Origin of the sequence: Streptomyces sp. NPDC085596 (assembly GCF_044541565.1) — a bacterium.
In the GTDB taxonomy this organism is placed as follows: Bacteria; Actinomycetota; Actinomycetes; order Streptomycetales; family Streptomycetaceae; genus Streptomyces.
Genome location: NZ_JBITTC010000008.1, coordinates 79,535 through 102,893, shown reverse-complemented (window position 1 = coordinate 102,893; position 23,359 = coordinate 79,535). Strand labels below are relative to the sequence as shown.

Below are 23,359 nucleotides of genomic sequence, written 5' to 3'. Positions count from 1 at the left end.
GAAGCCCCACCCCACACGACCACCGGAGCACCACCATGCCCAAAACGAGCACTGACAGCACCCCCACCCGCCGCCGCAAGGGATTCTTCGGCCTGACCCGCCGACCAGCAGCAAGCTGGAGCGAACGAGCCTCTAACGAGGCTTCGTCCGCGCTTGCCCCCGCCCCAGGGGTGGCGGAGGAGAAGGCCGAGCGCCAGGGGGCGCCCGAGCCCGAGGAGGGCATAGCCGAGACCAGCTGCCCGCCCGCAGCCGACTCCATCGCCCCGCGCACTCAGCCGCCGGCCGATGTCCAACCACCCGCCGAGCAGCCCTCCTGGCGGGACCTCGACGCCCCCGCCCTGCCCGCACTGATGAACCGCAAGCGCACCGTGGAGAAACGCGACCAGGAGAAGACCATCCGCTTCACGCGAACCGCTGTGAGCGTGATCAGCGCCGCCGCTCACCAGCGCGGCCAGAAGTTCGCCGGATTCGTCGGCGACGCCGCCCTCTCCGTCGCCCTCGGCAAGACGAGGCTGGTTGGCAGCCCGGAGGACGACCCGGTCCGCCCGCTGATCGAGGCCGTCGAGGCACACACGGTCGCGCTCGACCGCATCGGCAGGAACCTCAACCAGATCACCGCAGCCATCCACCGAGGAACAGTGCCCGAGCGCGCCGAGGCCGTGCTGGACCGCGTCGAGCAAGCCGCCGAGAACAGCTACCGACTGATCGACCAGCTCCTGACGGAAGGCACCGCGCATGGTTCCTGACGTCTCCACCGGCTCCGACACTCGCGGACTGATCGTCTACCTCTTCGGCCCCGGCCGCCGCGACGAACACACCGACCCTCACATCGTCGCCGCCTGGGACATGGCCGGCGCCCCCGACCCCGGCCGCGACCCGGCAGCCACCTACACCCAGCTCGCCAAGCGCCTCGACCACCAAGTCGACCTGCGCACCCGCGAACTGGGCGGCAAGAAACCACCCCAGCACGTCTGGCACTGCCCGGTCCGCACCGCGCCCGGCGACCGCTACCTCACCGACGCCGAGTGGGCCGAGGTCGCCCGCCGCATCGTTCACGCCACAGGCATCGCCCCCGAAGGCGACAACAAGGCATGCCGGTGGATCGCCGTGCGCCACGCCGACGACCACATCCACATCATGGCCACCACCGTCCGCGCCGACGGACGCCGCCCGCGCACCCACCGCGACGGACAGCGAGCCCAAGCCGAATGCCGCAAGATCGAGGCCGAGTTCGGCCTGCGCCGCCTGAAGTCCGGTGACCTCACCGCGCCCCGCACCCCCACCGGCGCCGAACGCGCCAAGGCCGAGCGCCAGGGCCAGACGGTCACGGCACGGCACTGGCTGCGCGAGCAGGCTTACGCGGTCGCCGCCGCCGTACGAACCGAAGCCGACTACTTCGCCGTGCTGCAGTCCCTCGGCATCAAGGTCAAGACGCGCATCGGCCCCGAGACCGGCGACGTGATCGGCTACAGCCTTGCCGCACCTGGCGACACCAACGCGGCTGGCGAACCCGTCTGGTACGGCGGCTCGAAGCTCGCCCCCGACCTCTCCGTCAACCGCCTACGCGAGCGCCTCTCCGACCAGGAGGTGGCCGACCGCCCGCGGTATGTGGCGGACCCTGCCGATCCATGGCGGCACACCACCACCGCCATCCACGCGGCGCACACCGTCCTCGACTCCGGCGACGATGCCGCCGCCCAGGGCTACCTGGCCGCCTTCGGTGATGCCCTGTACAACATCGCCAGCGCCACGAGCAGCCCACACCGGGCGGAACTGCGGGCGGCGGCAATGGCGTTCAACCGAGCCCGCCGCTCCGCCACCCGCGCCGACCACCAGGCCGCCACCGCCCTACGCAAGGCCGCCAAGGAACTCGCCTACGCCTCCAACGAGCCGGGCGGACTCGCCATCGCCCTGCTCTTCGCCACCGTGCACCTGGCCCGCGCCGCCGCCAAGTGGCACGAACAGCGCGGCCACGCACAGCAGGCCGCTGCGGCCGAGGAAGCCTTCCGCCACCTCCAGGCGGGCTACCAGCAGGCCGCCGCACCCGTCTTGGCGGACTTGGCCCGCCGCGCACCACGAGCCCCAACCGCCAGCCGCTTCGAACAAGACGTTCGCGTGGCCCTCCCCGCCCACGCCGACCGGATCCTCGCCGACCCCACTTGGACCGCTCTGACCACAGCCCTCGCCCAGGCCGAGAGCGCCGGCCACAACCCCCGACGCCTCCTGGCCGAAGTGGGCACCCAGCGGGAACTCGACAGCGCCGAGCACCCTGCCGAGGTCCTCAACTGGCGTATCACGGCTCAGCCGAACCGGAGGACGCAAGCGGCTCGCATGCGAAGCGCCACCTCGGCCATGTCCGCCACGCAACACCCTCCGGCCACACCAGCGGCCATGAGGCCCGAAGAACGCAGTCGACACCGCTGACCCCGGCCAGCGCAGAGCTGCTCACGTTGATTCCCCACTCGGCCGGTGGTCTACGTCCCCGATATCGCTCGAGTGGAAGAGATGTCGCTCCGGTCGGCCTCGCACTCAGGTGAGGCCGACCGGCGAACAACGCTTCACGAGCAGTTCCACTCCTCGCTGGGCAGTGCGTGCCACAGGTCGAGCCAGTCGTGGAGCAGGAAGAGGGGGCGGGTCAGGACGATGTCGCCCGCCCGCTGGGAGCGGATCGCCAGGCCGAGGTCGGCGAAGACCGGATCGCCAGCGACGCTGTACGCCAGGCTGCCAGGCCGTGTTGTGCGGTGGACGAGCCAGTCCTCCACGTGGGAAGGCGCGCAGCCGGTCAGCGGGGCTGCGTTCAGTCTCACCTGGGGGCCGGTGAGGGCGTCTGCGGCGACGCACCCCAGGCGGCCGTCGTGAAAGAGGGCCCTGATCCCGCTCTCAGTGAAGTCGGCGTAGTTGAGCTGCTGGTCTTCGCCGTGGTGGGAGTAGGACGAGACGGCCGGTCCTTCGCCGAGGACGCGGTGATCTCCTCCAAGGTCATCCCGAAGTGCAGGGGGCCGACTCCTACGTACGGCGTGAACGTCCACTCGGCGCGCTCCTCCTCCCGGGCGATCCGCCACGGGCCGCGGTACCCCGCCTCGCTTCCAGGGGCGGCCACGGGCGGCTCGGGTGCTGGCTCGTGCAGGGCAGCCGGCATGGGAGCGGTCCGGTCCTCACGCCGGCGGCCGAGTCGTTCCGGAGCAGCGGTGTCCTCGGGTTGATCTTCCAGCCAGCGGATCGCCTGCTCCTGCTCCTGGCCGCCGAACGGGTCCTCCGCCAACTCGCCTGCCCGGTCCAGGGCCGCGCGGCGCTCCTTCTCCGCAGTGACGAGACCAGTGACATCCTCCCCCCAGGCAGCCAGCCGTTCTCGGGCGATCCACCGGTAGTACGAGTCCGCGCTCACGGCAAGGACCTCGCGAACGGCGGGCGCGTACCGGGGTACGGACGAGGCGAGGGCGGGGTCGGCCAGGAGCAGGGCGGTGGCCGCGAGCGCGGCCTCCTTCACCAGTGGATCGTCGGCGTCGCAGAAGTCCGCGATGCGGTCGTGGAGTGTTGGCCTTGCCGTTCGGGCGGCGGCCAGATTCTGCGCCGTGCCGACGCCGCCCTCGACGTCCAGGCGGGCGATGTCGGCGAACGAAGCCAGCCAGTTCAGCAGTTCGGCGCGAAGCGACCGCCGACCGGCCCTGCGCTCTACAGCCTGAGCCGCGGGCTTGCTTCAGCCCAGGGGCAGGCGCGTGAACCTCTGGCCTAGCTGAGTGGGTCATTGGCTGAGAGACTCGAAAGCCTCGTTGAGGTCCTTGATGAAGTGCTGCCACGACGGAAGGCCAGCCACCGGCCCCTCGGGATCCAGAAGTTCAAGCATGCGCAGCCGGTGCTGCGAGAAACGCTTCTGGAACTGGACGAGGCGACGTCCTTTGTACTCGCTTGCCTGCGCCAGCGAGTCCTTGAGGAGCTGTTTAGGGTCGGCGACCGTTTCCGCTGCAGTGCCCTTGGGGAGATCAAGTCTGACGCGGCCGCGCGGGTTTTCGGCGACCTGACGCAGACATGCCTCATCGAGAAGCAGCCACGCTTCCAACATGCGGACGGGCACCACAGCGACGTGCTGGAGGTCGGGCCACTCGGCGTGTACTGCCTCCGCGATCTCGTCCCTGCGGTCCTGGGCGGGACCCCGGTCGGCATCCCGTTGGACCACTACCAAGTCGTATGTCCCGTGGAGCTTACGGGCTGCCCGCAGCTTGTCCCGGACGGAATGGCCAGGTGGCGGCCGAAGCAGACCGAAGTCGGGAACGGTTATCGAAGCGTCGAGCCCCTTGCGCGCGGCAATGGATTCGACGTGCCGTACGAGGCCGTTGTCGCTGCTGCCTTCGCCGATGAAGAGAATACGAGTAGTCACGCGGCCCCCCAGTCCAGCGTGAGCTGCGCTCCGGCAGGTGTGGTGAGGTACGGCAGGACGTCGGCCTTAGTCACGAAGTCGGCGCCCGTCTTTGTGGCGCGCCATGTCTCGGCGAGCGGACGCAAACGCAGTACTCGATTCAGGGAGCCGTCTTCCGCCTTGTGGATCGCGGTGTCGGCGAACAAGAGGTCGTCAGGATTGACGAGCTGCACGACCCCTGGTGAGTGTGTGTTGATCAGAACCTGTCGGAACGGATTGTCCGTGCCAGGTTCCTCCGACGGGTCGACGGCAAGGTCTTGGACAAGGGCGACCATGGCGTTGAGGTTGGCGGGGTGGATGCCGTTCTCGGGCTCCTCCATGCAGATCAGACCGCGCACGGACGCGTCCTCGAGTAGGACGCACAGGGCCAGGAAACGCAGGGTTCCTTCAGAGAGGCTGCGGGCAGGCAGGGTAATGCCGGCCACCTCACGCACGTTGACCGTGAGGAGCTGCCGGACCTCGTCCTGATCGACATCCAGATCACGGATGTGGATTCCCGTCAGGTCCGAGAGACGCCCCGCCACCCTGGCGTAGACCTGGCTGGGATCCGCGCCTGGAGTGTCGTGGGCCACGCGGAAGAGTGTCGCGGGCAGGTGGGAGCCGTCGGCGCCCATCACCTGCGGGTCGACGTACCGATCGGACCTGCGCAGAGCTGACGGCTCAAGAGCGAGCCGTCGCCAGGACTGCATCTCACGGCGAGCGGCGAGGATGGTCGGGTCGTCGCTGCTGGTGATGGTGGAGACGACGGTTGCGGGTGCCCGGGACGCTGCGGCTGGCTTGGGCTGACCTCGGCTGCCACCGTCCTGGTGGATTTTGACGACCGACTCGCCGGATTCAGTCGTCGTCGAGATGAAAGGGGCGCCGCTGCGGTGGCCCTGAATGACGGTGTTGCGGAACTCCTTCGCGCTGTGGGGGAAGAGGAGGTGCCGGGCGGCCTTGCCCTTGGTGATGTGGCTCAGCGTCTCGTGGAGGAGGGTGAGGCGGCCGAAACGGTCCAGGCCGGACGGCTCCTGGTAGCCGACTTCAAGCTCATACCGCAGAAACGTGGTTGTGGCCTTGGCGGCTCGGCCGAAGTCGTCCTGAGCGTTAAGCGGGACGATCATCTCGGCGGCAAACCGCATCCGGTGACGGCCAGGCGCGAAGCCCTTCCAGAACAGATCACGAGGGTCACCATGACGCTCACCGTGTACGCCCCGGACCTCCTGGGCCGCCTCCATCATCGATTGGTCGGCGAGTAGGGAGAGGAACTGGATGGCATCGAAAACATTCGACTTGCCGGTGCCGTTCTCCCCTGCGATGCAGGTGAAGGGGCCGAAGTCGATGGATAGGTCCAGAAGGTTCTTGAACCCGTGGACTTCGAGGCGGGTCAGCATGCTGTCTCCGGAGGCTCGCCGGGCGGATCCGTTAAGACTACTGGCGAGGAAGATGTCATCCCGTGTGTACGTTGGCGGTCCTTCCCAGCTCTTGACCACGGGCTCGCTGTCCCACATCCCCTGCGGCGCCTGGGGCGTCGAAGCCACCAAAGGCTTCCTCGCACTCGTCTTCGCCACCTACAGGGTTGAGAGGCGGGCAGCTCCCAGTGAGCGGGCTACAACCTCACTACGTGCGGGTCCAGCTGTTGGCGAAGTCGCAGTGGAGGTCTGTCCAGCGGCGAAGTTCGGCGGGGGTGTGGCTGGAGTAGCCGAGGCGTCCCACGCCCATGACCCACTCGTCCCAGTGGCCGTCGGGCTGGGTGAAGCGGGTGGCGTGGTGGGTGCCGAGTTGGGCGTCGAGGCGGAGGAGGGCGCCGAGGGCGGCGGGCTGGTCGTAGCGGAGGTCGGTGCGGGGGAGGTAATGGTCGAGGTAGGCGGTGAGGATCTCGGCGTCGGCGTGGGTGCCGAAGCGGGCCAGGGCGAAGCAGTAGGCGCTGCCGGAGAAGCAGACCTCGCTGGCCAGGAGCAGGTCGCCGATGCGTTCGCGGAACCGTTCGCGGCGGTCGACGCCGATCAGCCATGCGGCGGTGAGGCGCGAGCGCCACTCGTAGCCGAGGAGGGCTTCCAATTCGGCATCGGTGATCGTGGCCGCGTCGTCGATGAGGTGATGGGCGAAACGTTCGCCGTGAGGCCACTCGGGCCGCAGGAATCGACCACCTTTCAGGACGAGGTAGCGCGCGTGGCCCGAGTCCTTCCGTGCCGCGTATCGCTCGATCACGTAGCCGTAGCCGATCTCCTCGGGGTGCTGGAACGGCATCGGTCACCTCTCCGGGTGCAGGTCGGTACGGTCGATCCAGGTAGGGGCGACGAAGATGTGGTCGCCGGTGGGGGCTTCGGAGGCTTCCAGCAGGGACCAGGTGCGGGACTCCTCGACCAGGTGCTCCCAGGGCGCAGTCCAGTCGAGTTCCCAGTCCAGGACGGGGCCGGAGACGCCGTATGTGCCGCCGGCGTCCACGCGCCAGAACTGGGAGTAGAGGATCACCTGGGCGTGGTCGGCCAGGTCGTTGATGATCTCGGTGAAGTGGGCTGAAGGCCAGCCTGGGGCGTTGTCCGCAGTGGTGGGTCGTAGGCGCGCGGTGAGCGGCGGGACGACGGGGCTGCGTGCGCCGAGTTCGGTCAGGGCCCAGCGGATGCCTTCCGGCTCGCTCCAGTCGGGTGGCGTCGCCCGTTCCAGGCAGGCGCGATAGGCGCGGCGCACGGGCTCGACCGCGCCGTCGATCTTCAAGCTCGCCAGGGCCATCGCTGCCCATTCGCGGACGGTCGGGTTGTCGCTGTCCAGCAGGCCGATGAGAGTGGGGCCGCAACGGGGATCGCTCACCTCCTCGAAGACCTCGATGGCGGTCAGCTGACCGAAGCCGCCGAGGGAAGGCAGGCCGTCGATGACGGCGGGTATGGCGTCGGCGCCGATCCAGATCAGCTCCGCACGGGCGTCGTAGGACTCCTCGGCCTTGCCGTCGAGGTGCTGGACGAGTGTCTCGATGTTGGAGGTCATGACGCGGAGCGATCCCGGCGCCAGAAGGTGGGGAGCCACCAGCAGAGAGCCGAGCTGTTGTCGGGCCACGGGGCGCTGTCTTCGGCTGCCCAGTCCTCGAAGGAGTCCCGGGTCATATCGATGGGGCGCCAGGCGGGGTCGAGCGGCTCGTCTTCGGCCGGCGGGCGGACGAACCGGCGGCCGTGCTGGTCGCAGGCGCCGAAGTCCTGGTAGTTCCGCTGGGCCTCGATCAAGGAGACCTTGTTCGCGCCGCCTCCCAGGGTCGGCCAGCGGAACTGGACCCCGTCGTCCTCCCAGAAGCAGACGGGGCAGATCTCGTACGAGCCGGGCATCTCGCCCAGCACGCGGTGCCCGCAGCATGGGCAGGGGTAGCGGTCGCTCACCCGGGCAGTCTCCTTGCCGGTCCCGCTGGTGCGCCATGGATTTCTTGGCCGCTGCCGGCCCGGCTAGTCCGCAGCCAGTCCGCAGGACACCCGCAAACGGCCGTCGGGAGCCAACGCGTGCCAACCAGGAAATCCCAGGTCAGAGCCCTGGATGGGGCTACGCCGCAGGTCAGAATCTGGCCTCAGACATTCCGCTTCAACGTCTGATCGCACCGCGACTGAACGTTGACGCGATTGGTTTGACGTGCGTATTCGGGGCCGAGCTCTCGCGAGCTCGGCCCCTTCGTCATTTCAGTCCCGAGCACCTGGATGTGGCATCACGCATGCGTACAACTGCGGTGCACCGTGCGCGTGCGGCCGGCCGTCGGCGACCGTCGGTGGTCAGACGGTGCGGATGACAGGGGCGGGCTCGATGTCCTGGGCGTCGATGAGGGTGCGGATGTCGTTCGGGTCCGAGGTCCAGATGATGGCGCCGAGGCTGGCTGCCATGGTCGCGACGGTGGCGTCGACGATGTCGGAGGTGCCGGCCTTGCCGCAGAGGATGCCTGCGGCTCTGGCGGTTTCGAGACCGACGGGTACGACGTGGCACCCGGCGAGGAACTTGCCGAGTCTGACCTGACGGCGGGAGTCCCGCCATGCCTGGCTGACGACGACGGACGGGACGTGGATGTCCCGGCCGTCTTCCAGGGCCAGGCTGTGGCGGGCCCACATGCGTCGGTCGTCGTTGTCGATGGCGATGAGTGCCCCGGCGTCGTACAGGTAGGGGATGTTCACGCGGCCGAGGCTCCCGGGTTGCTGAGGTACTCGGCGTCGGCGGCGGCCATTTCCGCGCGGGTGGCGGCGAGTTCTTCCGGGGTGAAGGCGCCGTGTTCTGCCTGCCACTCTTGGATCACGGCCCGGCCGGCCCGCAGGCGCAGCTCGCGTTCGGCTGCTCCGGCGACGAGGCGGGAGAGCGGGATGCCTTCTTCCTCAGCGGCTCCGGCCAGGGCTTCGACCAGGGATTCGTCGAGGGTGATAGTCACCTTCTTGGTAGCCATACATCAACCATACTGCGGTATGGCCTTCGGTGCTGATGCATGGATCACGTGGCGACGAGCGCGGAGGACATGAGCGCGTCCAGTCAGGAGGGCCTCGCTGACTCGACGGCCCGCTGGGGCTGCGGGGCGAGGCTGGGGCGCATCCCGGACAATCCCGCGCGCGGCGTCCGGGTATCCCGGGCGGTCCCGTGCGCGATGGACGAGGGCGAGATTCCCGCGCTGGGCGAGGTCGATCTGATCGCGGAGCACATCGCCCCGCAGTACCGGCTCGCGGTCTCCTTGCAGTCGGGTACTGGCCGGCGCCCCAGCGAGGCCCTGGCCTTCTCCGTCGAGTGCCGTCGGTCTGGCTTCGCCAGGGTCCGCTGGCAGGTCAGCGCCAAGGCTCACCGCGATGACTGCCGCACGGTCTTCCTGCCGCTCAAGCACCGGGCGGAGGGGCAGTCCCATGCCGGGACGGTGCTGGGATTCCTGGCGGGCCGCACTCGTTCAGCTTCGACTCAGGTGAGCGCCAGTGGTACGTTATTCGGTACCACTGGTAGAGGGAGTCAGCCCATGTCGATAACCGCGAGCGAAGCCCGCAAGGCCCTCTTTCCCCTGATCAAGAAGGTCAACGACGACCACGAGGCCATCGAGATCGTCTCCAAGCACGGGAACGCCGTACTCGTCTCGGCCGAGGACTACGCGGCGCTGCGCGAGGGCTCGTACCTGCTGCGCTCGCCCGCGAACGCACGGCGACTGCTCAAGGCGTACGAGAACGCCTTGACCCACATCAACGTGTCCGAGCGGGAGCTGATCGATCCTGACTCGCCGGATGCGGCACGTGAGGGTGCCGAGTGAGGCTTGTCTTCGAGGATCAGGGCTGGGAGGACTACACGTCCTGGCTGAAGAACGACCGCAAGATGCTCGCTCGGATCAACAAGCTCATCGGCGACGTCAAGCGTGACCCCTTCACGGGGATCGGCAAGCCCGAGCCGCTCAAGTACCACTTGCCTGGGGCGTGGTCGAGGCGGATCGACGATGAGCACCGCCTCGTGTACCTGGTCACCGACAAAGAGATTGTCATTCTTGCGGCTCGCTACCACTACTGACCATGGAGGCGGCTTCCGGCGGGAGGGCGTGCTGGGAGGGTGACGTGCCGTCACGGTGTCGATCTGGCAAGCGTGTAGGCGAGAAGGGCCCGATTCCCCGGAGCCAGGTCCCTTCGCTGTTCCGTCTCTCGGTTCGCCGCCAGGCCAAGGCGGGGTGCCTTAGCGTCTTGGGGCATGACGGTGCTGATCATCGGGGGCAGTGGGTTTCTGGGGACCGAGTTGCTGCGCCTGGCGCGAGTGGCGGGGTGGAGCGCGGTTGCGACGTTCCATTCCCGGCCCGGTGATCCTGCGGGCGGTGTCTGGCATCAGCTCGACGTTCGTGATCCCGTACGTGTCGAGGCGGTGCTGAAGGCGGTTTCGCCGCGGGCGGTGATCGACGTGACCAGCGGCGGGGCCGACTGGAAGGTCACCGCGGACGGGTCCGTCCACGTCGCTGTGGCCGCCGCGAAGCTCGGGATTCGGCTGGTGCATGTCTCCAGCGACGCTGTCTTCTCCGGCAGCCGGGTCCGCTACGACGAGACCTGCGACCCGGACCCGATCACGCCGTACGGGGCGGCGAAGGCCGCTGCCGAGACGGCTGTGCGGCTTCTTCGTCCGGGCGCGGCCGTCGTCCGTACTTCACTGATCGTCGGGGACGGGCGGTCCGACCACGAGCGCCTGGTGCACGCGCTGATCGCCGGCACACGGGAAGGTGTGCTCTTCACCGACGACGTGCGCTGCCCCGTGCACGTCCGGGACCTGGCCGCCGCCCTGTGGGAACTCACCCGGTCCGACGCGGCCGGCCTCTTCCACCTCGCCGGCCCCGACGCTCTCAGCCGCTACGACCTCGGCGTGCGCATCGCCCGGCGTGACGGTCTCGACGTATCCCGTCTGCCGGCCGGCCGCCGGGCGGACGCGCGGGTGCCGGGACCGCTCGACGTACGCCTCGACAGCCGCGCCACGCAGCGTCGGCTGAGCACGCGGCTCCGTGGCGCCCTCGAGTTCCTTGGCCAGGGATAGCGGTGCTCGGCTGGTGAACGGTGCCGAAGCGGAGGTCGTACGGGTGCCGGCCCGCGTGGGGGTCTGCTCGATGCGGTGGAGCAGGGCGGCCGAGGGGGTCATGCGCGGGCCAGGACTCGGCACTTGGTGCATGCCTTCCTGAGGAGCAGCAGGGCGCTGACGTTGAGGGCGGTCGCGGTCAGGTGGACGGTGAGAGTGAGGAGGGCGGAGAGTGCCGGGCCCGGTTCGAAGCCGGACGGGAACAGGGTGCCTGCGGCCATCCAGGCGACGGTCATCATCACCGAGGACGGCATGGCCGCCAGGGTCCAGACGGTCATGGCGGGGTGGGCGATCGCGTCGACGGGGACGACGGCCAGGATGCTCAGGGCTCCCAGTACCGCCGCGTACAGGGAGATCAGTCGCTTGCTCATGAGGTGCTCGCAGGGGTGAGGTGCATCGGCGGGTACGGGGTCGGGTTCGTGACCCAGCCCGTGGTGAGGAGGAGGCGGGGGGAGCGGGTGGTGGTGAGGAAGGCGAAGGGGCGGTCGTAGGTGAGGCTGAGGACCGTGGTGGTGTGGGTGTGCTGCGGGGCGCTTCCTGGGCGGGCCGCGACCGCCGTCACCGCTCCCGCCCGGAACCCCTGCGCGCTGAACTGGGCCACCGCCGACTGGCGGGCCGCGCCGATCGCCAGGGGCGCGTCGGCCATGCCGGGGAAGTGGGCGCCGGGGGTGTACTGGGCCGTGGCCAGGCCGAAGAGGGACGGGTCGGCCAGCAGGTCGTGGTCGGCGCGTACCTCGTACGCCACCGTGCGGACGTCCAGGGCCACCGGCTCCGGGGTCGCGGACGGGCGCTGCTCCACATGCAGGCCCGGACCCACGTGCCCCAGGGGCAGGCGGCCGCCCTCGGTGACCGGGAGCGTGCGCTCCACCAGGCCCACGCCGGCCGTGATGACCTGCCCCGGCGTCATGCCCTCCTCACCGAGCACCAGATGGACGTCGATGCCGTTGTCCCCGGGGACGGTCAGGGAGGTGACATGGCCGTCCGGTGTCGCCGCCACGCCCACCCGGTCCGGCCGTACCGACCGGCGGAACAGGCCGAGCAGGGTACGTCCCCGCCAGGGCCCGTGCTCCGGGCGCAGCGGCAGCTCGGTGAAGGGCTGGCGCCACGTCGTCCGCAGGGACAGCGCGCTCGCCAGCACCACCTGGGCGTCCCGCGTCAGTTTCAGCGGCATCCGCTCGACCAGGCCGCCGGTGCGTTCGGCCGCCCAGGCGTCGAGGCGTTCCTGCGCGGTGACCAGGTCGTCCCCGAAGGTGCCCTGCGTCCCGGCGGGCAGCCCGGCCCGCCAGTCGTCCCGGAGCCGTAGCGACTGATGGGTCCAGAGGCCGAGTGCCGCGTCCAGGCCGGTCACCGAGGCCATTTCGGCGAGGAGTTGACGGGCCGCCGTGGCCGCCACGTCCGCGGGGGCGCCCAGCGCCTCCGAGAGTTCCGCCCGCGCCTGGCCGCTCGCGCCGTCCGCCAGGAAGGCCAGCAACGGCCACACCCCGGCCGCCGAGAACACCGTCCCGTCGTCCGCCGCGACCGTCCGCGCCCACCGCGCGGTGAGGCCGTTGACCGCCCGTATGCCGGCGCCGCTCATTCCGTCCCCCACGCCTTGCCCGCCCCCATGTCCGTTCCGCGCGGCGCCCGTTCAGGACCCAGGCCGTTTTCCGGTCTTGTCCGGACCCGCTTACCATGCGCGCATTCGTACGGTAGCCCGGCCGAGAGTCCTCGTCCGCCCCCGCTGCCGCAACTCGTCCCAGAAACGGTACCGGTGTCCATATCCCCTGCCTCCGCACCCGGCGAGCCCGAGGGCCCGTCAGAGCTGTCCCCGCAGCCCCCGGACGCCCCGCCCCAAGAGGCCCAGCAGGACCCGCAGGACCCGCAGGAGCCGCAGAACCCTTACAGAGCGCCGGACCCCTACGGGACGCCAGACCCCTACGGGTCGCCCAGCCCCTACGGGCCCCCGGCCCCCCACGTCCCCTACGGCACCCCCACCCCCGTAAACCCCTTCGCCGTCGCCTCCCTGATCACCGGCATCCTCTGCTGTCTCCCCGGCGTCGGTCTCCTCCTCGGCCTCATCGCCCTCCCCCAGATCCGCAAGCGCGGCCAGCGCGGCCGTGCCGCAGCCGTCGTCGGCAGTGCCCTCTCCGGGACCGGTCTCGCCCTCGCCGTACTGCTACTCACCACAGGGGTCACGGACTGGGCCTGGCGGAACGTCAAGGAAGGCGTGCGCGACGGCGTGAGCGTCGCGCTGGCCAAGGGCGACTGCTTCGACGCCGACGACGAGCTGAAGGGCACCGTCGACGGCATCCGCGCCGTGCCCTGCTCCGGGAAGCATGAGGGCGAGGTGTTCGCCACCTTCACGCTCAAGGGCGGCGCCTACCCCGACGACGACGCCGTGACGGACGCCGCCGAACGCTGCGCCGGCCTGCGGGACGCCTACGCGATGGACGACTGGGCGCTCCCCGCCGACGTCGACGTCTTCCATCTGACGCCGTCGAAGGAGACCTGGTCGCTCGGCGACCGCGAGGTCACCTGCGTCCTCGGCAGCATCACCGAGGGCGGCACCCTGACCGGCTCGCTCCGCGCCGACGAGTCCGTCCTCGACGCCGACCAGGTCGCCTATCTGAAGGCCGCTCACGTACTCGACGCGGCCATGGACACCGCGCCCGACGCCACCTACGCCGAGGACGACCTGCCGGGCCACAAGGCGTGGGCCCACCGCGTCTCCACCGCCCTGGCCGACAGCTCACGGAGCCTGCGCGCCCACCCCTGGCCCGCCACCGCCCGCACGCCCCTGGCCGACCAGGCCACCCGCCTGGACAAGGCCCGCGCCCTCTGGGACAAGGCGGCCCGCGCCACCGACGCCGACGCGTTCTACGTGCCCTACGACGAAGGTCTCACCCTGCTCGAACCGCACACCACCGTCCCCGCCCGCAAGGCGCTGAAGCTGGCGACCACCCCGCCCGGCCCCGGCGTCCAGGACGAGGGTGACGACGCGGCGGACGAGGACGCCAAGGTGTGATCACGTCCGGACGGGGGAGTCATGGGCGGAGAAAGCCACCGGCCGCAGGAGAAAGCCACCGGCCGCAGGGGAAAGTCGCTGGACGCAGGAGAAAGTCGCTGGACGCAGGTGTGCGCGGCACCCCGTCATCACATCGAGTGATTCTCTGGCCTTTGCTTGCATGGCACAACCCACGGTTGCCAGGCTGTTGCTGTCTGTACAACCTGATGGGAGTGGCCAGTGACATTCGGTGAGCAGCCGGCGTACCTGCGTGTGGCGGGTGATCTCCGCCAGAAGATCGTCGACGGTTCACTGCCGCCCCATACGCGCCTCCCGTCGCAGGCCCGCATCCGCGAGGAGTACGGCGTCTCGGACACGGTCGCGCTGGAGGCCCGCAAGGTGCTGATGGCCGAGGGGCTCGTCGAGGGGCGGTCCGGCTCGGGGACGTACGTGCGCGAGCGGCCGGTGCCCCGCAGTGTGGCGCGCTCGGGGTACCGCCCCTCGGGCGGCGCCACCCCCTTCCGGCAGGAGCAGGCCGACGCGACCGCACGCGGCACCTGGGAGTCCAGCAGTGAGCGGGCGGAGGCCGGGGCGGGGGTCGCCGAGCGGCTCGGTCTCAAGCCGGGCGAGCGCGTGATGCGCACCAAGTACCTGTTCCGGGACGCCGGGGAGCCGATGATGCTCTCCACCTCCTGGGAGCCGCTCGCCGTGACCGGCCGCACTCCGGTCATGCTGCCCGAGGAGGGCCCGCTCGGCGGGATGGGCGTCGTCGAGCGGATGCGCGCCATCGACGTCATCGTGGACAACGTCACCGAGGAGGTCGGCGCCCGCCCCGGCCTCGCCGAGGAGCTGATCCTCCTCGGCGGCGTCCCCGGCCATGTGGTCCTCGTCATCCAGCGCACCTACTACGCCTCGGGCCGTCCGGTGGAGACCGCCGACGTCGTCATCCCCGCCGACCGCTATCAGGTCGCGTACCACCTCTCCGTGCGATAGGGCCGCGACAGAGCCCCTAGGTGAGGTAGCGCACATGGGACGCGCTCCCCTGGAGTGCGCCCCGGTGTGTGAACCGCGCGCCTGACTTCGCCGACCCGCCGCGATCCGGCCGTTCTGCCTGGTGGCCGCGGGTCGGCCCGGTCCGCGCGCCTCTTTCCCCGGCCTCGCCGGACGCGGCGCGTTCGATTCCGTGCGCCCCCCTGCGTTCTGGCCGGTTGCGTACCTCTTCGTGAAAAGCCGTATTCGCTGTGTGAAGGTTGGGCGTACGCTCGGGCATATGCGTATTGCGGTTTCCTCGGGCGGGACACCTTGGGGCCCCGGAACAGGAAGCGGGTGGGGCGGGTGCGAAGGGGCATGGGAAGGGAAACGGTGGGGGCGATGAACGAGGGTGCGGTCGTTCTGCCCTGGCTCGTCATACGTCAGGACGACAACGGCAACCGCTACCGGGTCGGCCGGTACGCGACACGGGCCGAGGCCCAGAAGATCGCCGACAGTCTCGACGGCCACGGGCACAGGCAGCTCTACTGCGTCGAGCGCGTCAGTCAGCACGGCGAGAGCACACGCAACTGACGCGACTGACCAGGGGTGCGCTCCCGTAGGCTCCGGGCCATGACCGAACGGATCGTGGTGGTGGGAGCCGCCCTGCTCGACGGGGACCGGCTGCTCGCCGCGCGGCGCAGCGCGCCCCCGGAGCTGGCCGGGCGCTGGGAGCTGCCCGGCGGCAAGGTCGAGCCCGGTGAACGGCCCGACGACGCCCTCGTACGCGAACTGCGCGAGGAACTCGGCGTCGACGCCGACGCGGTCGAACGCGTGCCGGGGGAGTGGCCCCTGAAGTCCCCTTACGTGCTGTGGGTGTGGACGGCCCGGCTCCGTCCGGGCTCCCCGGAGCCCGATGCCCTCCAGGACCACGACGAGCTGCGCTGGCTCACCCCCGACCGCCTCTGGGAGGTCCCCTGGCTCGACCAGGACGTCCCGGCCGTCCGCGAGATCGCCGCACGCCTCGGCGCGCAGGCGCGCTGACCGGCGTACGGGGTGCGCCGCCCGGCGTACGGGGCGTTCTCCGGGCCGGGCTTCGAGGCGTGTACGCCGTTCGTGCCACAGTGCCCCGGCCCGCGCGGTACTGCTCCCTGGATACCGGGTATGTGGCCAGTAACCCCATGAAATCGGACATGGGTGGGCTGGCTTGCCTGGGAAGTGATCGGCGTGTTCGACACCGAGGGCGACTGCGCCGAGTGGACGTTCCCCCCGGAACCCGGCGCCGCGCGCGCGGCCCGTGCCGCTGTCCGGGGCCAGTTGGGCGGCTGGCAGCTGGACTCCCTCGCCGATCTGACGGCGTTGCTGGTCAGCGAGCTGGTGACCAACTCCCTGCGGCACGCGGACGGCCCGATCGGGCTGCGGCTGGTACGTCCCGAAGGGCTCGACGGCGCCCTGCTGGTGGAGGTCTCCGACCAGTTGCCGGACCCGCCGCGCGAGCGCGTCGCGCGCCCCGAGGACGAGAGCGGCCGGGGACTCCAGCTGGTCGCCGGCTCCTCCCGCCGCTGGGGCACCCGGCCCGGCGGGCGGGGCAAGACCGTCTGGTTCGAGCTGACGGTCCCCGGCTGACGGTCCCGGAATGATGCGCGCGGTCCCCGTGTGGCCGGGAGCGCGGACGGGTGCATCAGGGGCACGACGGGGTGAGCCGGGGGTACGGAGGGGGAGCGCGCGCCCCTGCGTGGGTCGGCTCGTGCCCCGGTGCGCAAGCGCGTTGCCGGGCGCGTGATTCGAGGCCGTGTTCCCTGGTTAGAAGACTGGAAGTGTTGTCGCAGCCCGGTCCGGAAGGCACCTGTACCGAGCTGTGATCGTGAACACCGTGTTGTGCGGCGCCGTAGTGCTGGATACTGCGGGCAGCCGCCCCCGGTGACCGGTGCCGGACGCGGTGAGCTGGAGGGGACGGTTCGCGTGAGCGAGATACCAGCGAAGGCCACGGAGTCCGAGGACCCGTCGGGCGGCGCGAGGGGCCGGGCCGCCGAAGAGGCGGCCCCCGCCGACATGTGGCAGAGCAGCCCGCCCGGCTCGATGTACGACTACATAAAGGTCGCGTCCTTCTCGCTCAGCCCCGGCGGGCTGATCGAGCAGTGGAGCCTGCGCGCCGAACAGCTCTTCGGCATCCCCGCCGGCCGGGCCGTGGGGCTCGACCCGATCGAGGCGTTCGTCGACCCCGACCTGCGCAGCCGCGGCCAGCGCAAGATGGCCGAGATCCTGGACGGGCGGGAGTGGACCGGCGTGGTCCCCTTCCGGATGCCGGCCGCGCCGGACGGCTCGCCCGGCGAGGAGGGCATGGCGGAGGTCTACGTCATGCCCACCCGCACCGCCGAGGGTGACAAGGCCGCCGTCTGCATCGTGGTGGACGTACGGACCCTGCGCAGCATCGAGACCGACCTCGCCGCCTCGCAGGCGATATTCGGCCAATCTCCCTTCGGGTTCCTGCTGATCGACACCGATCTGCGGGTGCGCCGGGCCAACACGCGGTTCGCCTCGATCTTCGGCGGCACCCCGGAAGACCACCGGGGCAAGGGCGTGCACGACTTCCTCCCGCGCGCCGAGGCCGACCGGGTGTCGGCCACCATGCGCCGGGTGCTGGAGACCGGCGACTCCATCACGGACATGCATGTCACCGGCTTCGTACCGGACTCCGACGAGCGCCGGCACTGGTCCATCAACCTCTACCGCGTACACAGCGGCAGCGGGCGCCCCATCGGGGTGGCCTGGCTCGGCACCGACATCACCGCCCGGCGCGAGGCCGCCCGTGAGGCCGCCTCCGCGCGGCGCAACCTCGCCCTGCTCAACGAGGCCGGCGCCCGCATAGGGAACTCGCTCGACCTGGAGACGACCGCCCGCCAACTGCTCGACGTGGTCGTCCCCGGCTTCTGCGACCTGGCCACCGTCGACCTGTACCAGGCCCTGCTGACCGGCGACGAGGCCCCGCCCAAGCTGGCCGACGGCAGCGCTGAACTGCGCCGGGTCGCCTTCGCCAGTGCCGTCTCCGACGCGCCCTTCGGCGGTTCGGAGGAACGGGTGGAGCTGGGCGCGGTGCACCGCTTCCCGTTCAACTCCCCTTGCGCGGACGCCCTGCGCACCGCCCGGCCGCAGCGGGTGCCCGCCGAGGAGGGCGGGCTGGTGCAGTCCACGCTTGCCGTGCCGATGGTCGCGCACGACACGGTCGTCGGCATCGTGCAGTTCGCCCGCACCAAGGGCAGCGAGCCGTTCGGGGACCGCGACCGCGACCTCGCGGTGGAGCTGGCCGCGCGCGCCGCCGTCTGCATCGACAACGCCCGGCTCTACCGGCGCGAGCACGAACGCGCGTTGATACTCCAGCGGTCCCTGCTCCCGCCCGGCGACCCCGAGGCGTCCGGCCTGGACATCGCCTGCCGCTATCTGCCGGGCAACGCGGCCACCGAGGTCGGCGGCGACTGGTTCGACGTCATCGAACTCCCCGGCCACCGCACGGCGTTGGTGGTCGGCGACGTGATGGGCCGCGGCCTGCGCGCGGCCGTGGCGATGGGCGAACTCCGTACGGCGGTACGCACCCTGGCCCTGCTCGACCTCGAACCGGCCGAAGTGCTCTCCGCGCTGGACGAGATCGCCCGCGGTCTCGGCACCCCCGGCGGGGTCCAGCAGGCCACCCGCGCGGCCCGCCAGCCGCGCGACGCCGACCTGTGCGAGGTCTACCTCGCCACCTGTGTGTACGCGGTCTACGACTCCGTCACCCGGCGCTGCACCTTCGCCAACGCCGGGCATCTGCCGCCGGTGCTGGTGGAGCCCGGCGAGCCCGCCCTGATGCTCGACGTGCCGCCGGGGATGCCGCTGGGCGTGGGTGGCGAGCCGTTCGAGGAGGTGGAGGTCGAGCTGCCCGAGGGCGCCCTGCTCGCCCTCTACACCGACGGCCTGGTCGAGTCCCGCGACCACCCGCTGGACGAGGGGCTGCAGGCGTTCGTACAGGCGCTCACCGACCCCTCCCGGCCGCTGGAGGACGTCTGCGACCACGTCCTCAACAGTCTCGACACCCGGCACGGCGAGGACGACATCGCCCTGCTCATGGCCCGCGTCCAGGGCCTGCCCGCCGAGTCGGTCGGCGACTGGACGCTGCCGCGCGAGCCGCGCAGTGTGGGCCGGGCCCGCGAGTACGCGCGGGCGCAGCTGCTGAGCTGGGACCTGGAGCCACTGGTCGACACCACGGAACTCCTGGTCAGCGAGCTGGTGACGAACGCCCTGCGGTACGGCGAGGGCGAGATCAGGCTCCGGCTGCTGCTGGACCGCACCCTGGTCTGCGAGGTCTGGGACGCCGGTCTGGTCCAGCCCCGCAGGCGGCGCGCGCGGGACACCGACGAGGGCGGACGCGGGCTGCAACTGGTCGGGCTGCTCAGCGCGGCCTGGGGCTCCCGGCGTACGCCGCGCGGCAAGACGGTGTGGTTCGAGCTGCCGCTGCCCGGCGCCGACAGCCCCCTCACCGACCCGGCGGAGGCGCTGCTCAGTCTGTTCTGAACCTTCGGCGGGTCCCCGGCCCGCCGAAGGCCACCGGCGGGCCGCCGTCCGGTTCCCCGGTGAGGAGTACGCCGCCGAGGACCGCTCCGGCGACCCCTTCGGCGTCGGTCTCCGGCACGCCGTGCGCCCGTACGTCCCGCTCGGCCGACTCCAGGGCCCGCCGTGCCAGTACGGCCGCTTCGACGGCGTGCGGTGCCCCGAGCGTCCGTACCGCTGCCGCCAGCAGGGAGCGGGCGTCGGCGCCCACCGCGCCCCGGTGCACCGCGACGAAGTCCTCCGCCTCGCCGGCCTCGGCCCGCGCCACCAGGCCGGCGGCGGTGTCCAGGACCCCGGTCCGGGCGCCCGGCAGCCGGGCCAGGGCGCGGGTGACGCGCCGCAGTGCGGCCAGCGGGTCGTACGGGCCCGCCGTCAGCTCCTCGCGTACGGCGGCCAGGGTGTCGTCGGCGGCGGAGGGCACCGGTGTGCCCGCGTCCCGCGCCGCCGCCAGCACCGCCTCCGCCCCGGTCAGCGCGGCCGGCACCAGCGCGGCCGCCTCCCGCAGCCGACGGGCCATGTCATCCACCCCGGCCACCAGAATCCCGGCCTGGGCTATGGCGCCCTCGGCAGCCCGGAGTCGACGTACCGCGCGCCCGTCCTCGCCCAAGTCGGCGGCGCGGCGAGCCTCGTTGAGCCGTGAGGTGGCGAACACCAGCCGGTCCATGGCCTCTTCGACGCGGCCCGCCACCCGGGCGCCGACCGAGGGCCCGTACCGCTCGCGCAGCAGCGAAGCCGTGGCCCGCGCGCCCGCCGCCCGCGCGGCCAGCCGCCGGAACGTCCCCTCCGCCACCCCCAGCGCCGGACCCGCTTCCGCCCATCGCAGCCGGTCCAGCTCACCGGCCCGCGCGTCCAGCACCCGCCCCGCCTCCGCGCACCGGCCGATGATCCCGGCCAACGCCTGCCTCCGGTCGCCGGGGTCCTGGGGTTCGCCCTCCTCGTACCGGTGCCACAGGGCGAACGCGGCCGACAGTTCCGCGCGGGCGGTCTGTATCGCCCGGCGGAACGGGGCGAGGGTCCGCTCGTCCGTGAGGGCGGCCGCGAAGGGCAGCTCCTCCTCGCTCGCCCGGACGCTGTCGTCGGCCTGGACCAGGGCGGCACGGGCCTGGCGGTCGGACTCGGCCGGGGTGGGGGCGGCCGGCGCCGGGGAGACGACGCCGGGCGAGCGGCGGGCGCGGCGTACGTAGCTGTACGCGGCCAGCAGCCCGGCGGTGCCGAGCACGGCGACCGGGAGGATCAGGTCGACGGCGGAGGGCTCGTCGTCGCGGGGAGCGGAAGGAGTGGAAGGAGCGGAAGGAACAGAGGGGGCGGCGTGGGCGGTGCGCGGGGGCGGAGAAGCGGTCGCCGGCTCCTGGGCCGCCAGGACCGGGATCGCCAGCCAGCCCGCCCCGGCGACCGCGCCCACCAGCGCGTGCGCGACCCGCACCCGTATGTGCGCCGTGGCGTGCCGGGGGCGGCCCCGGACCAGGGAGGACGTCACCTTTGGGAGCGTATGGGCGGGTTCGCGGCTCCGCGAGCGGGCGGGGTTGCGCCGCATGGGTGGGCTTGCCGCGTGGCGCGGCCGCGTCGCCCGGTTTCCCCTGGTGCGGTCGTTTTCAGTGGGTGCATAGATCTGATCAGCTCCATATACCGCCAAAAGTGATCAACACGTCCGCGGCTTTCCGGAGGTAGCAGAGATGTCCCACGACGGCGTCGGCTCACGTGCGGTCCTGCGCGCGACCGCCTTCCTCACCGCGGGCGCCCTCGCGGTGCCCCTCCTCACCGGGTGCGGCTCGGACGAGAAGGCCAGCCGCCCGCTGGCCGGACAGGACATCGCCCAGGTCACCCGGGACAAGGTCGCCGAGGGCGGCACCGTCAAGTGGGCCGTGGACGCGCTGCCGGAGACCCTGAACGCCTACCAGGCCGACGCCGACGCGGGCACCACCCGGGTCGCCCAGGCCGTGCTCCCCTCGATGTTCCAGCCCGACGCGAACGGCCGCCCGGCGGTGAACCCCGCCTACCTGGAGTCCGCCAAGGTCATCGAGACCGAGCCGCGCCAGGTGGTGCTGTACAAGCTGAACCAGCAGGCCGTCTGGAGCGACGGCCGCGAGATCGGCGCCGCCGACTTCGTCGCCCAGTGGCGCGCCCTGTCCGGCAAGGACAGCGCCTACTGGACCGCCCGCAACGCCGGGTACGACCGCATCGCCAAGATCGAGCGCGGCGCCAGCGACCTCCAGGTCCGGGTCACCTTCTCCCGTCCGTACGCCGACTGGAAGTCGCTGTTCTCCCCGCTGTACCCGAAGGACGTCATGGGCACCCCGGACGCCTTCAACGACGGCGCCCGGCGCAAGCTCAAGACCACCGCGGGCCCCTTCCGGGTGGACAAGGTCGACACCGCCGCCAAGGACGTCGTCCTCACCCGCAACCCGCGCTGGTGGGGGCAGCCCGCCAAGCTCGACAAGCTCGTGCTGCACACCGTCCCGCGCGAGAACCGGGCCACCGCGCTCGCCGACGGGACCGTGGACGTCGCCGACATCGACGCGGCCGAGGCCGGGCGGATCGGCGCCGCGACCGGCGGCACGGGCGCCGGCAGCCCGCTCGTGGGCGGTGGCAAGACCTCCGCCAAGAAGCTCCGCTCCTGGGCGCTCGCCCACGGCCTGGAGTCGGAGAAGGTGGCGCACGCGGGCCAGAAGAAGCTGCGCAAGGCCATCACCCGGTACCTGGAGGAGCAGGAGGCGCTGCGCTCCTTCGACGTGCGCAAGTCGCTGGAGCCCGCCTACACCCAGCTCGCCCTGAACGGCGCCGGCGGGCTGCTCGCCGACGAGCGGGTGCGCCGGGCCGTGGCCCGCGCGCTGGACCGCAAGGAGCTGGCCAAGCTGGTACTCACCCCGCTCGGCCTGCCCGCCGAGCCGGTCGGCAGCCACCTCGCGCTGTCCGGTCAGGCGGCCTATGCCGACAACAGCGGCGCCCTCGGCGGCCAGGACACCAAGGAGGCGCAGGCCCTGCTCGCCGACGCGGGCTGGGTGGCGGGCGGCCCGGTCAAGGCGGAGAAGAAGGCCGACAAGGCCGCCGGCCCCGAGAGCGCCAAGGACGAGGACGAGCAGTCCGAGGGCGGCAAGGACGGCGAGTACATCGTCGGCGAGGACGACAAGAACCACGACGGCGAGAGCGACGACAAGAACGAGCACGGCGACGGCAGTGGCCGCCACCTCGCCCAGGACGGCAAGCAGTACTCCGGCCAGGGCGGCGCCCCCGGCGCGTACGCACCCAAGGGCACCGCCGCCCCCGCGGGCGCGGTCAACGGCCCGCTCGCCAAGGACGGCCAGGCGCTCAACCTCCGCTTCGTGCTTCCCACCGGTGCGGGCTCGGAGACCCTGAACACCGTCGCCGGGCGGATCTCCGCGATGCTGGAGAAGGTCGGCATCCGCACGACCGTCGTCAAGGTCCCGGACGAGAGCTACTTCAAGGACCACATCGCGGCCGGCGACTTCGACCTCGCCCTGTACTCCTGGCCCGCCTCCGCCTTCCCGGCCACCGACGCCCGCCCGATCTTCGCCAAGCCCGCGCCCGCCGCCGACGGCTCGGTGAACGTCGAGCAGAACTACACCAGGGTCGGCACCGACCAGGTGGACCAGCTCTTCGACCAGGCCGCCTCGACGCTGGACGAGGACGAGTCGCGCGACCTGATCCGCAAGGCCGACACCCGCATCTGGGCGGCCGCCGGCTCCATCCCGCTCTACCAGCGCCCCCAGCTGGTCGGCGTCCGAAAGACCCTGGTCAACGCGGGCGCCTTCGGCTTCCAGACCCCCGTCTACGAGGACATGGGCTTCCTGAAGAAGGGCGCGAAGGCCGCGCCGAGCCCGTCCAGGAGCTGACCGGAAGCGGGCCCCGTGGCCCTGCGGAGGCCGTCCCCCGCAGGGCCACGT

At 71.4% G+C, this 23,359-nt stretch carries 24 protein-coding genes; 12 read left to right on the top strand and 12 right to left on the bottom strand.

The genetic code is table 11. The features are described 5' to 3' along the window. Positions 1-170 precede the first annotated feature (170 nt). Both ACIGA3_RS23170 and ACIGA3_RS23165 read left to right on the top strand, forming a co-directional pair. The gene (locus ACIGA3_RS23170) at positions 171-746 is read left to right on the top strand and encodes a hypothetical protein (RefSeq protein ID WP_399719253.1); all 576 of its coding nucleotides are present in this window, start codon (positions 171-173) and stop codon (positions 744-746) included. Beyond that, the gene (locus ACIGA3_RS23165) at positions 736-2,424 is read left to right on the top strand and encodes a relaxase/mobilization nuclease domain-containing protein (RefSeq protein ID WP_399718770.1); all 1,689 of its coding nucleotides are present in this window, start codon (positions 736-738) and stop codon (positions 2,422-2,424) included. Before ACIGA3_RS23170 ends, ACIGA3_RS23165 begins: the two co-directional genes overlap by 11 nt. A 134-nt stretch (positions 2,425-2,558) precedes the next feature. Here the strand turns inward: ACIGA3_RS23165 and ACIGA3_RS23160 are convergent, their stop codons facing one another. From ACIGA3_RS23160 to ACIGA3_RS23120, 9 genes are all read right to left on the bottom strand, one after another. Then, positions 2,559-2,807 carry a hypothetical protein gene (locus ACIGA3_RS23160; protein WP_399718768.1) on the bottom strand — a complete coding sequence of 83 codons (249 nt, stop codon included), beginning with the start codon at positions 2,805-2,807 and terminating at the stop codon, positions 2,559-2,561. Continuing rightward, positions 2,804-3,487 carry a hypothetical protein gene (locus ACIGA3_RS23155; protein ID WP_399718765.1) on the bottom strand — a complete coding sequence of 228 codons (684 nt, stop codon included), beginning with the start codon at positions 3,485-3,487 and terminating at the stop codon, positions 2,804-2,806. Before ACIGA3_RS23155 ends, ACIGA3_RS23160 begins: the two co-directional genes overlap by 4 nt. A 255-nt stretch (positions 3,488-3,742) precedes the next feature. Then, complete coding sequence (locus tag ACIGA3_RS23150) at positions 3,743-4,375, bottom strand: hypothetical protein (protein WP_399718762.1); 633 nt, start codon at positions 4,373-4,375, stop codon at positions 3,743-3,745. Then, complete coding sequence (locus ACIGA3_RS23145) at positions 4,372-5,787, bottom strand: AAA family ATPase (RefSeq protein WP_146465475.1); 1,416 nt, start codon at positions 5,785-5,787, stop codon at positions 4,372-4,374. The genes ACIGA3_RS23150 and ACIGA3_RS23145 overlap by 4 nt, the downstream gene beginning before the upstream one ends. Before the next feature lie 226 nt (positions 5,788-6,013). Then, complete coding sequence (locus tag ACIGA3_RS23140; RefSeq protein ID WP_399718760.1) at positions 6,014-6,643, bottom strand: DUF6000 family protein; 630 nt, start codon at positions 6,641-6,643, stop codon at positions 6,014-6,016. A gap of 3 nt (positions 6,644-6,646) precedes the next feature. After that, on the bottom strand, positions 6,647-7,378 hold the full coding sequence (locus ACIGA3_RS23135) for a HEAT repeat domain-containing protein (RefSeq protein ID WP_399718757.1): 732 nt from the start codon (positions 7,376-7,378) through the stop codon (positions 6,647-6,649). Then, a complete protein-coding gene (locus ACIGA3_RS23130; RefSeq protein ID WP_399718755.1) occupies positions 7,375-7,761 on the bottom strand; it encodes a CPCC family cysteine-rich protein in 387 nt (128 codons plus the stop codon). Before ACIGA3_RS23130 ends, ACIGA3_RS23135 begins: the two co-directional genes overlap by 4 nt. Positions 7,762-8,142: 381 nt before the next feature. Then, positions 8,143-8,535, bottom strand: coding sequence for a PIN domain-containing protein (locus ACIGA3_RS23125; protein ID WP_399718752.1), 393 nt, complete (start codon positions 8,533-8,535; stop codon positions 8,143-8,145). Continuing rightward, positions 8,532-8,798 carry a hypothetical protein gene (locus tag ACIGA3_RS23120; RefSeq protein ID WP_399718749.1) on the bottom strand — a complete coding sequence of 89 codons (267 nt, stop codon included), beginning with the start codon at positions 8,796-8,798 and terminating at the stop codon, positions 8,532-8,534. Before ACIGA3_RS23120 ends, ACIGA3_RS23125 begins: the two co-directional genes overlap by 4 nt. A 552-nt stretch (positions 8,799-9,350) precedes the next feature. Between ACIGA3_RS23120 and ACIGA3_RS23115 the strand changes: the two genes are divergently transcribed. The 3 genes from ACIGA3_RS23115 to ACIGA3_RS23105 all read left to right on the top strand — a co-directional run bounded on the left by ACIGA3_RS23115 (position 9,351) and on the right by ACIGA3_RS23105 (position 10,885). Beyond that, complete coding sequence (locus ACIGA3_RS23115; protein ID WP_399719250.1) at positions 9,351-9,635, top strand: type II toxin-antitoxin system Phd/YefM family antitoxin; 285 nt, start codon at positions 9,351-9,353, stop codon at positions 9,633-9,635. Next, positions 9,632-9,886: a Txe/YoeB family addiction module toxin gene (locus tag ACIGA3_RS23110; RefSeq protein WP_399718746.1), complete on the top strand. Its 255-nt coding sequence runs from the start codon at positions 9,632-9,634 to the stop codon at positions 9,884-9,886. Before ACIGA3_RS23115 ends, ACIGA3_RS23110 begins: the two co-directional genes overlap by 4 nt. Before the next feature lie 174 nt (positions 9,887-10,060). Continuing rightward, a complete protein-coding gene (locus ACIGA3_RS23105) occupies positions 10,061-10,885 on the top strand; it encodes an SDR family oxidoreductase (protein WP_399718743.1) in 825 nt (274 codons plus the stop codon). A 98-nt stretch (positions 10,886-10,983) separates the two neighbouring features. On the opposite strand, the gene ACIGA3_RS23100 is transcribed toward ACIGA3_RS23105, so the two are convergent. Both ACIGA3_RS23100 and ACIGA3_RS23095 read right to left on the bottom strand, forming a co-directional pair. Further along, the gene (locus ACIGA3_RS23100) at positions 10,984-11,295 is read right to left on the bottom strand and encodes a hypothetical protein (RefSeq protein WP_399718741.1); all 312 of its coding nucleotides are present in this window, start codon (positions 11,293-11,295) and stop codon (positions 10,984-10,986) included. Further along, positions 11,292-12,500 (bottom strand): serpin family protein, encoded by a 1,209-nt coding sequence (locus ACIGA3_RS23095; RefSeq protein WP_399718739.1) that lies wholly within the window; start codon positions 12,498-12,500, stop codon positions 11,292-11,294. The genes ACIGA3_RS23100 and ACIGA3_RS23095 overlap by 4 nt, the downstream gene beginning before the upstream one ends. Before the next feature lie 174 nt (positions 12,501-12,674). Here ACIGA3_RS23095 and ACIGA3_RS23090 point away from each other — a divergent pair, with 174 nt between their 5' ends. The 6 genes from ACIGA3_RS23090 to ACIGA3_RS23065 all read left to right on the top strand — a co-directional run bounded on the left by ACIGA3_RS23090 (position 12,675) and on the right by ACIGA3_RS23065 (position 19,421). Next, positions 12,675-13,928, top strand: a complete 1,254-nt coding sequence (locus ACIGA3_RS23090) for a DUF4190 domain-containing protein (RefSeq protein ID WP_399718737.1) — start codon at positions 12,675-12,677, stop codon at positions 13,926-13,928. A gap of 219 nt (positions 13,929-14,147) precedes the next feature. Further along, positions 14,148-14,900 carry a GntR family transcriptional regulator gene (locus tag ACIGA3_RS23085; RefSeq protein WP_399718735.1) on the top strand — a complete coding sequence of 251 codons (753 nt, stop codon included), beginning with the start codon at positions 14,148-14,150 and terminating at the stop codon, positions 14,898-14,900. Between the two features lie 378 nt (positions 14,901-15,278). Then, complete coding sequence (locus tag ACIGA3_RS23080) at positions 15,279-15,470, top strand: SPOR domain-containing protein (RefSeq protein WP_391294784.1); 192 nt, start codon at positions 15,279-15,281, stop codon at positions 15,468-15,470. A gap of 39 nt (positions 15,471-15,509) precedes the next feature. Continuing rightward, complete coding sequence (locus ACIGA3_RS23075; protein WP_399718732.1) at positions 15,510-15,920, top strand: (deoxy)nucleoside triphosphate pyrophosphohydrolase; 411 nt, start codon at positions 15,510-15,512, stop codon at positions 15,918-15,920. 153 nt (positions 15,921-16,073) lie between these two features. After that, positions 16,074-16,502, top strand: coding sequence for an ATP-binding protein (locus tag ACIGA3_RS23070; protein ID WP_399718730.1), 429 nt, complete (start codon positions 16,074-16,076; stop codon positions 16,500-16,502). A 336-nt stretch (positions 16,503-16,838) separates the two neighbouring features. Further along, positions 16,839-19,421, top strand: coding sequence for a SpoIIE family protein phosphatase (locus ACIGA3_RS23065; protein ID WP_399718728.1), 2,583 nt, complete (start codon positions 16,839-16,841; stop codon positions 19,419-19,421). Here ACIGA3_RS23065 and ACIGA3_RS23060 read toward each other — a convergent pair. Further along, positions 19,408-20,934 (bottom strand): hypothetical protein, encoded by a 1,527-nt coding sequence (locus ACIGA3_RS23060; protein WP_399718726.1) that lies wholly within the window; start codon positions 20,932-20,934, stop codon positions 19,408-19,410. The two genes, ACIGA3_RS23065 and ACIGA3_RS23060, sit on opposite strands and share 14 nt — an antisense overlap. 196 nt (positions 20,935-21,130) lie before the next feature. Here ACIGA3_RS23060 and ACIGA3_RS23055 point away from each other — a divergent pair, with 196 nt between their 5' ends. Further along, positions 21,131-23,308 (top strand): ABC transporter family substrate-binding protein, encoded by a 2,178-nt coding sequence (locus tag ACIGA3_RS23055; RefSeq protein ID WP_399718725.1) that lies wholly within the window; start codon positions 21,131-21,133, stop codon positions 23,306-23,308. Positions 23,309-23,359: the final 51 nt, after the last annotated feature.

Excerpts from the sequence above, each read along its gene's own strand:
- ACIGA3_RS23165 (WP_399718770.1), top strand. The coding sequence starts at position 736 with ATGGTTCCTGACGTCTCCACCGGCTCCGACACTCGCGGACTGATCGTC.
- ACIGA3_RS23145 (WP_146465475.1), bottom strand. The coding sequence starts at position 5,787 with ATGCTGACCCGCCTCGAAGTCCACGGGTTCAAGAACCTTCTGGACCTA.
- ACIGA3_RS23140 (WP_399718760.1), bottom strand. The coding sequence starts at position 6,643 with ATGCCGTTCCAGCACCCCGAGGAGATCGGCTACGGCTACGTGATCGAG.
- ACIGA3_RS23135 (WP_399718757.1), bottom strand. The coding sequence starts at position 7,378 with ATGACCTCCAACATCGAGACACTCGTCCAGCACCTCGACGGCAAGGCC.
- ACIGA3_RS23120 (WP_399718749.1), bottom strand. The coding sequence starts at position 8,798 with ATGGCTACCAAGAAGGTGACTATCACCCTCGACGAATCCCTGGTCGAA.
- ACIGA3_RS23115 (WP_399719250.1), top strand. The coding sequence starts at position 9,351 with ATGTCGATAACCGCGAGCGAAGCCCGCAAGGCCCTCTTTCCCCTGATC.
- ACIGA3_RS23105 (WP_399718743.1), top strand. The coding sequence starts at position 10,061 with ATGACGGTGCTGATCATCGGGGGCAGTGGGTTTCTGGGGACCGAGTTG.
- ACIGA3_RS23100 (WP_399718741.1), bottom strand. The coding sequence starts at position 11,295 with ATGAGCAAGCGACTGATCTCCCTGTACGCGGCGGTACTGGGAGCCCTG.
- ACIGA3_RS23095 (WP_399718739.1), bottom strand. The coding sequence starts at position 12,500 with ATGAGCGGCGCCGGCATACGGGCGGTCAACGGCCTCACCGCGCGGTGG.
- ACIGA3_RS23080 (WP_391294784.1), top strand. The coding sequence starts at position 15,279 with ATGAACGAGGGTGCGGTCGTTCTGCCCTGGCTCGTCATACGTCAGGAC.
- ACIGA3_RS23075 (WP_399718732.1), top strand. The coding sequence starts at position 15,510 with ATGACCGAACGGATCGTGGTGGTGGGAGCCGCCCTGCTCGACGGGGAC.
- ACIGA3_RS23055 (WP_399718725.1), top strand. The coding sequence starts at position 21,131 with ATGTCCCACGACGGCGTCGGCTCACGTGCGGTCCTGCGCGCGACCGCC.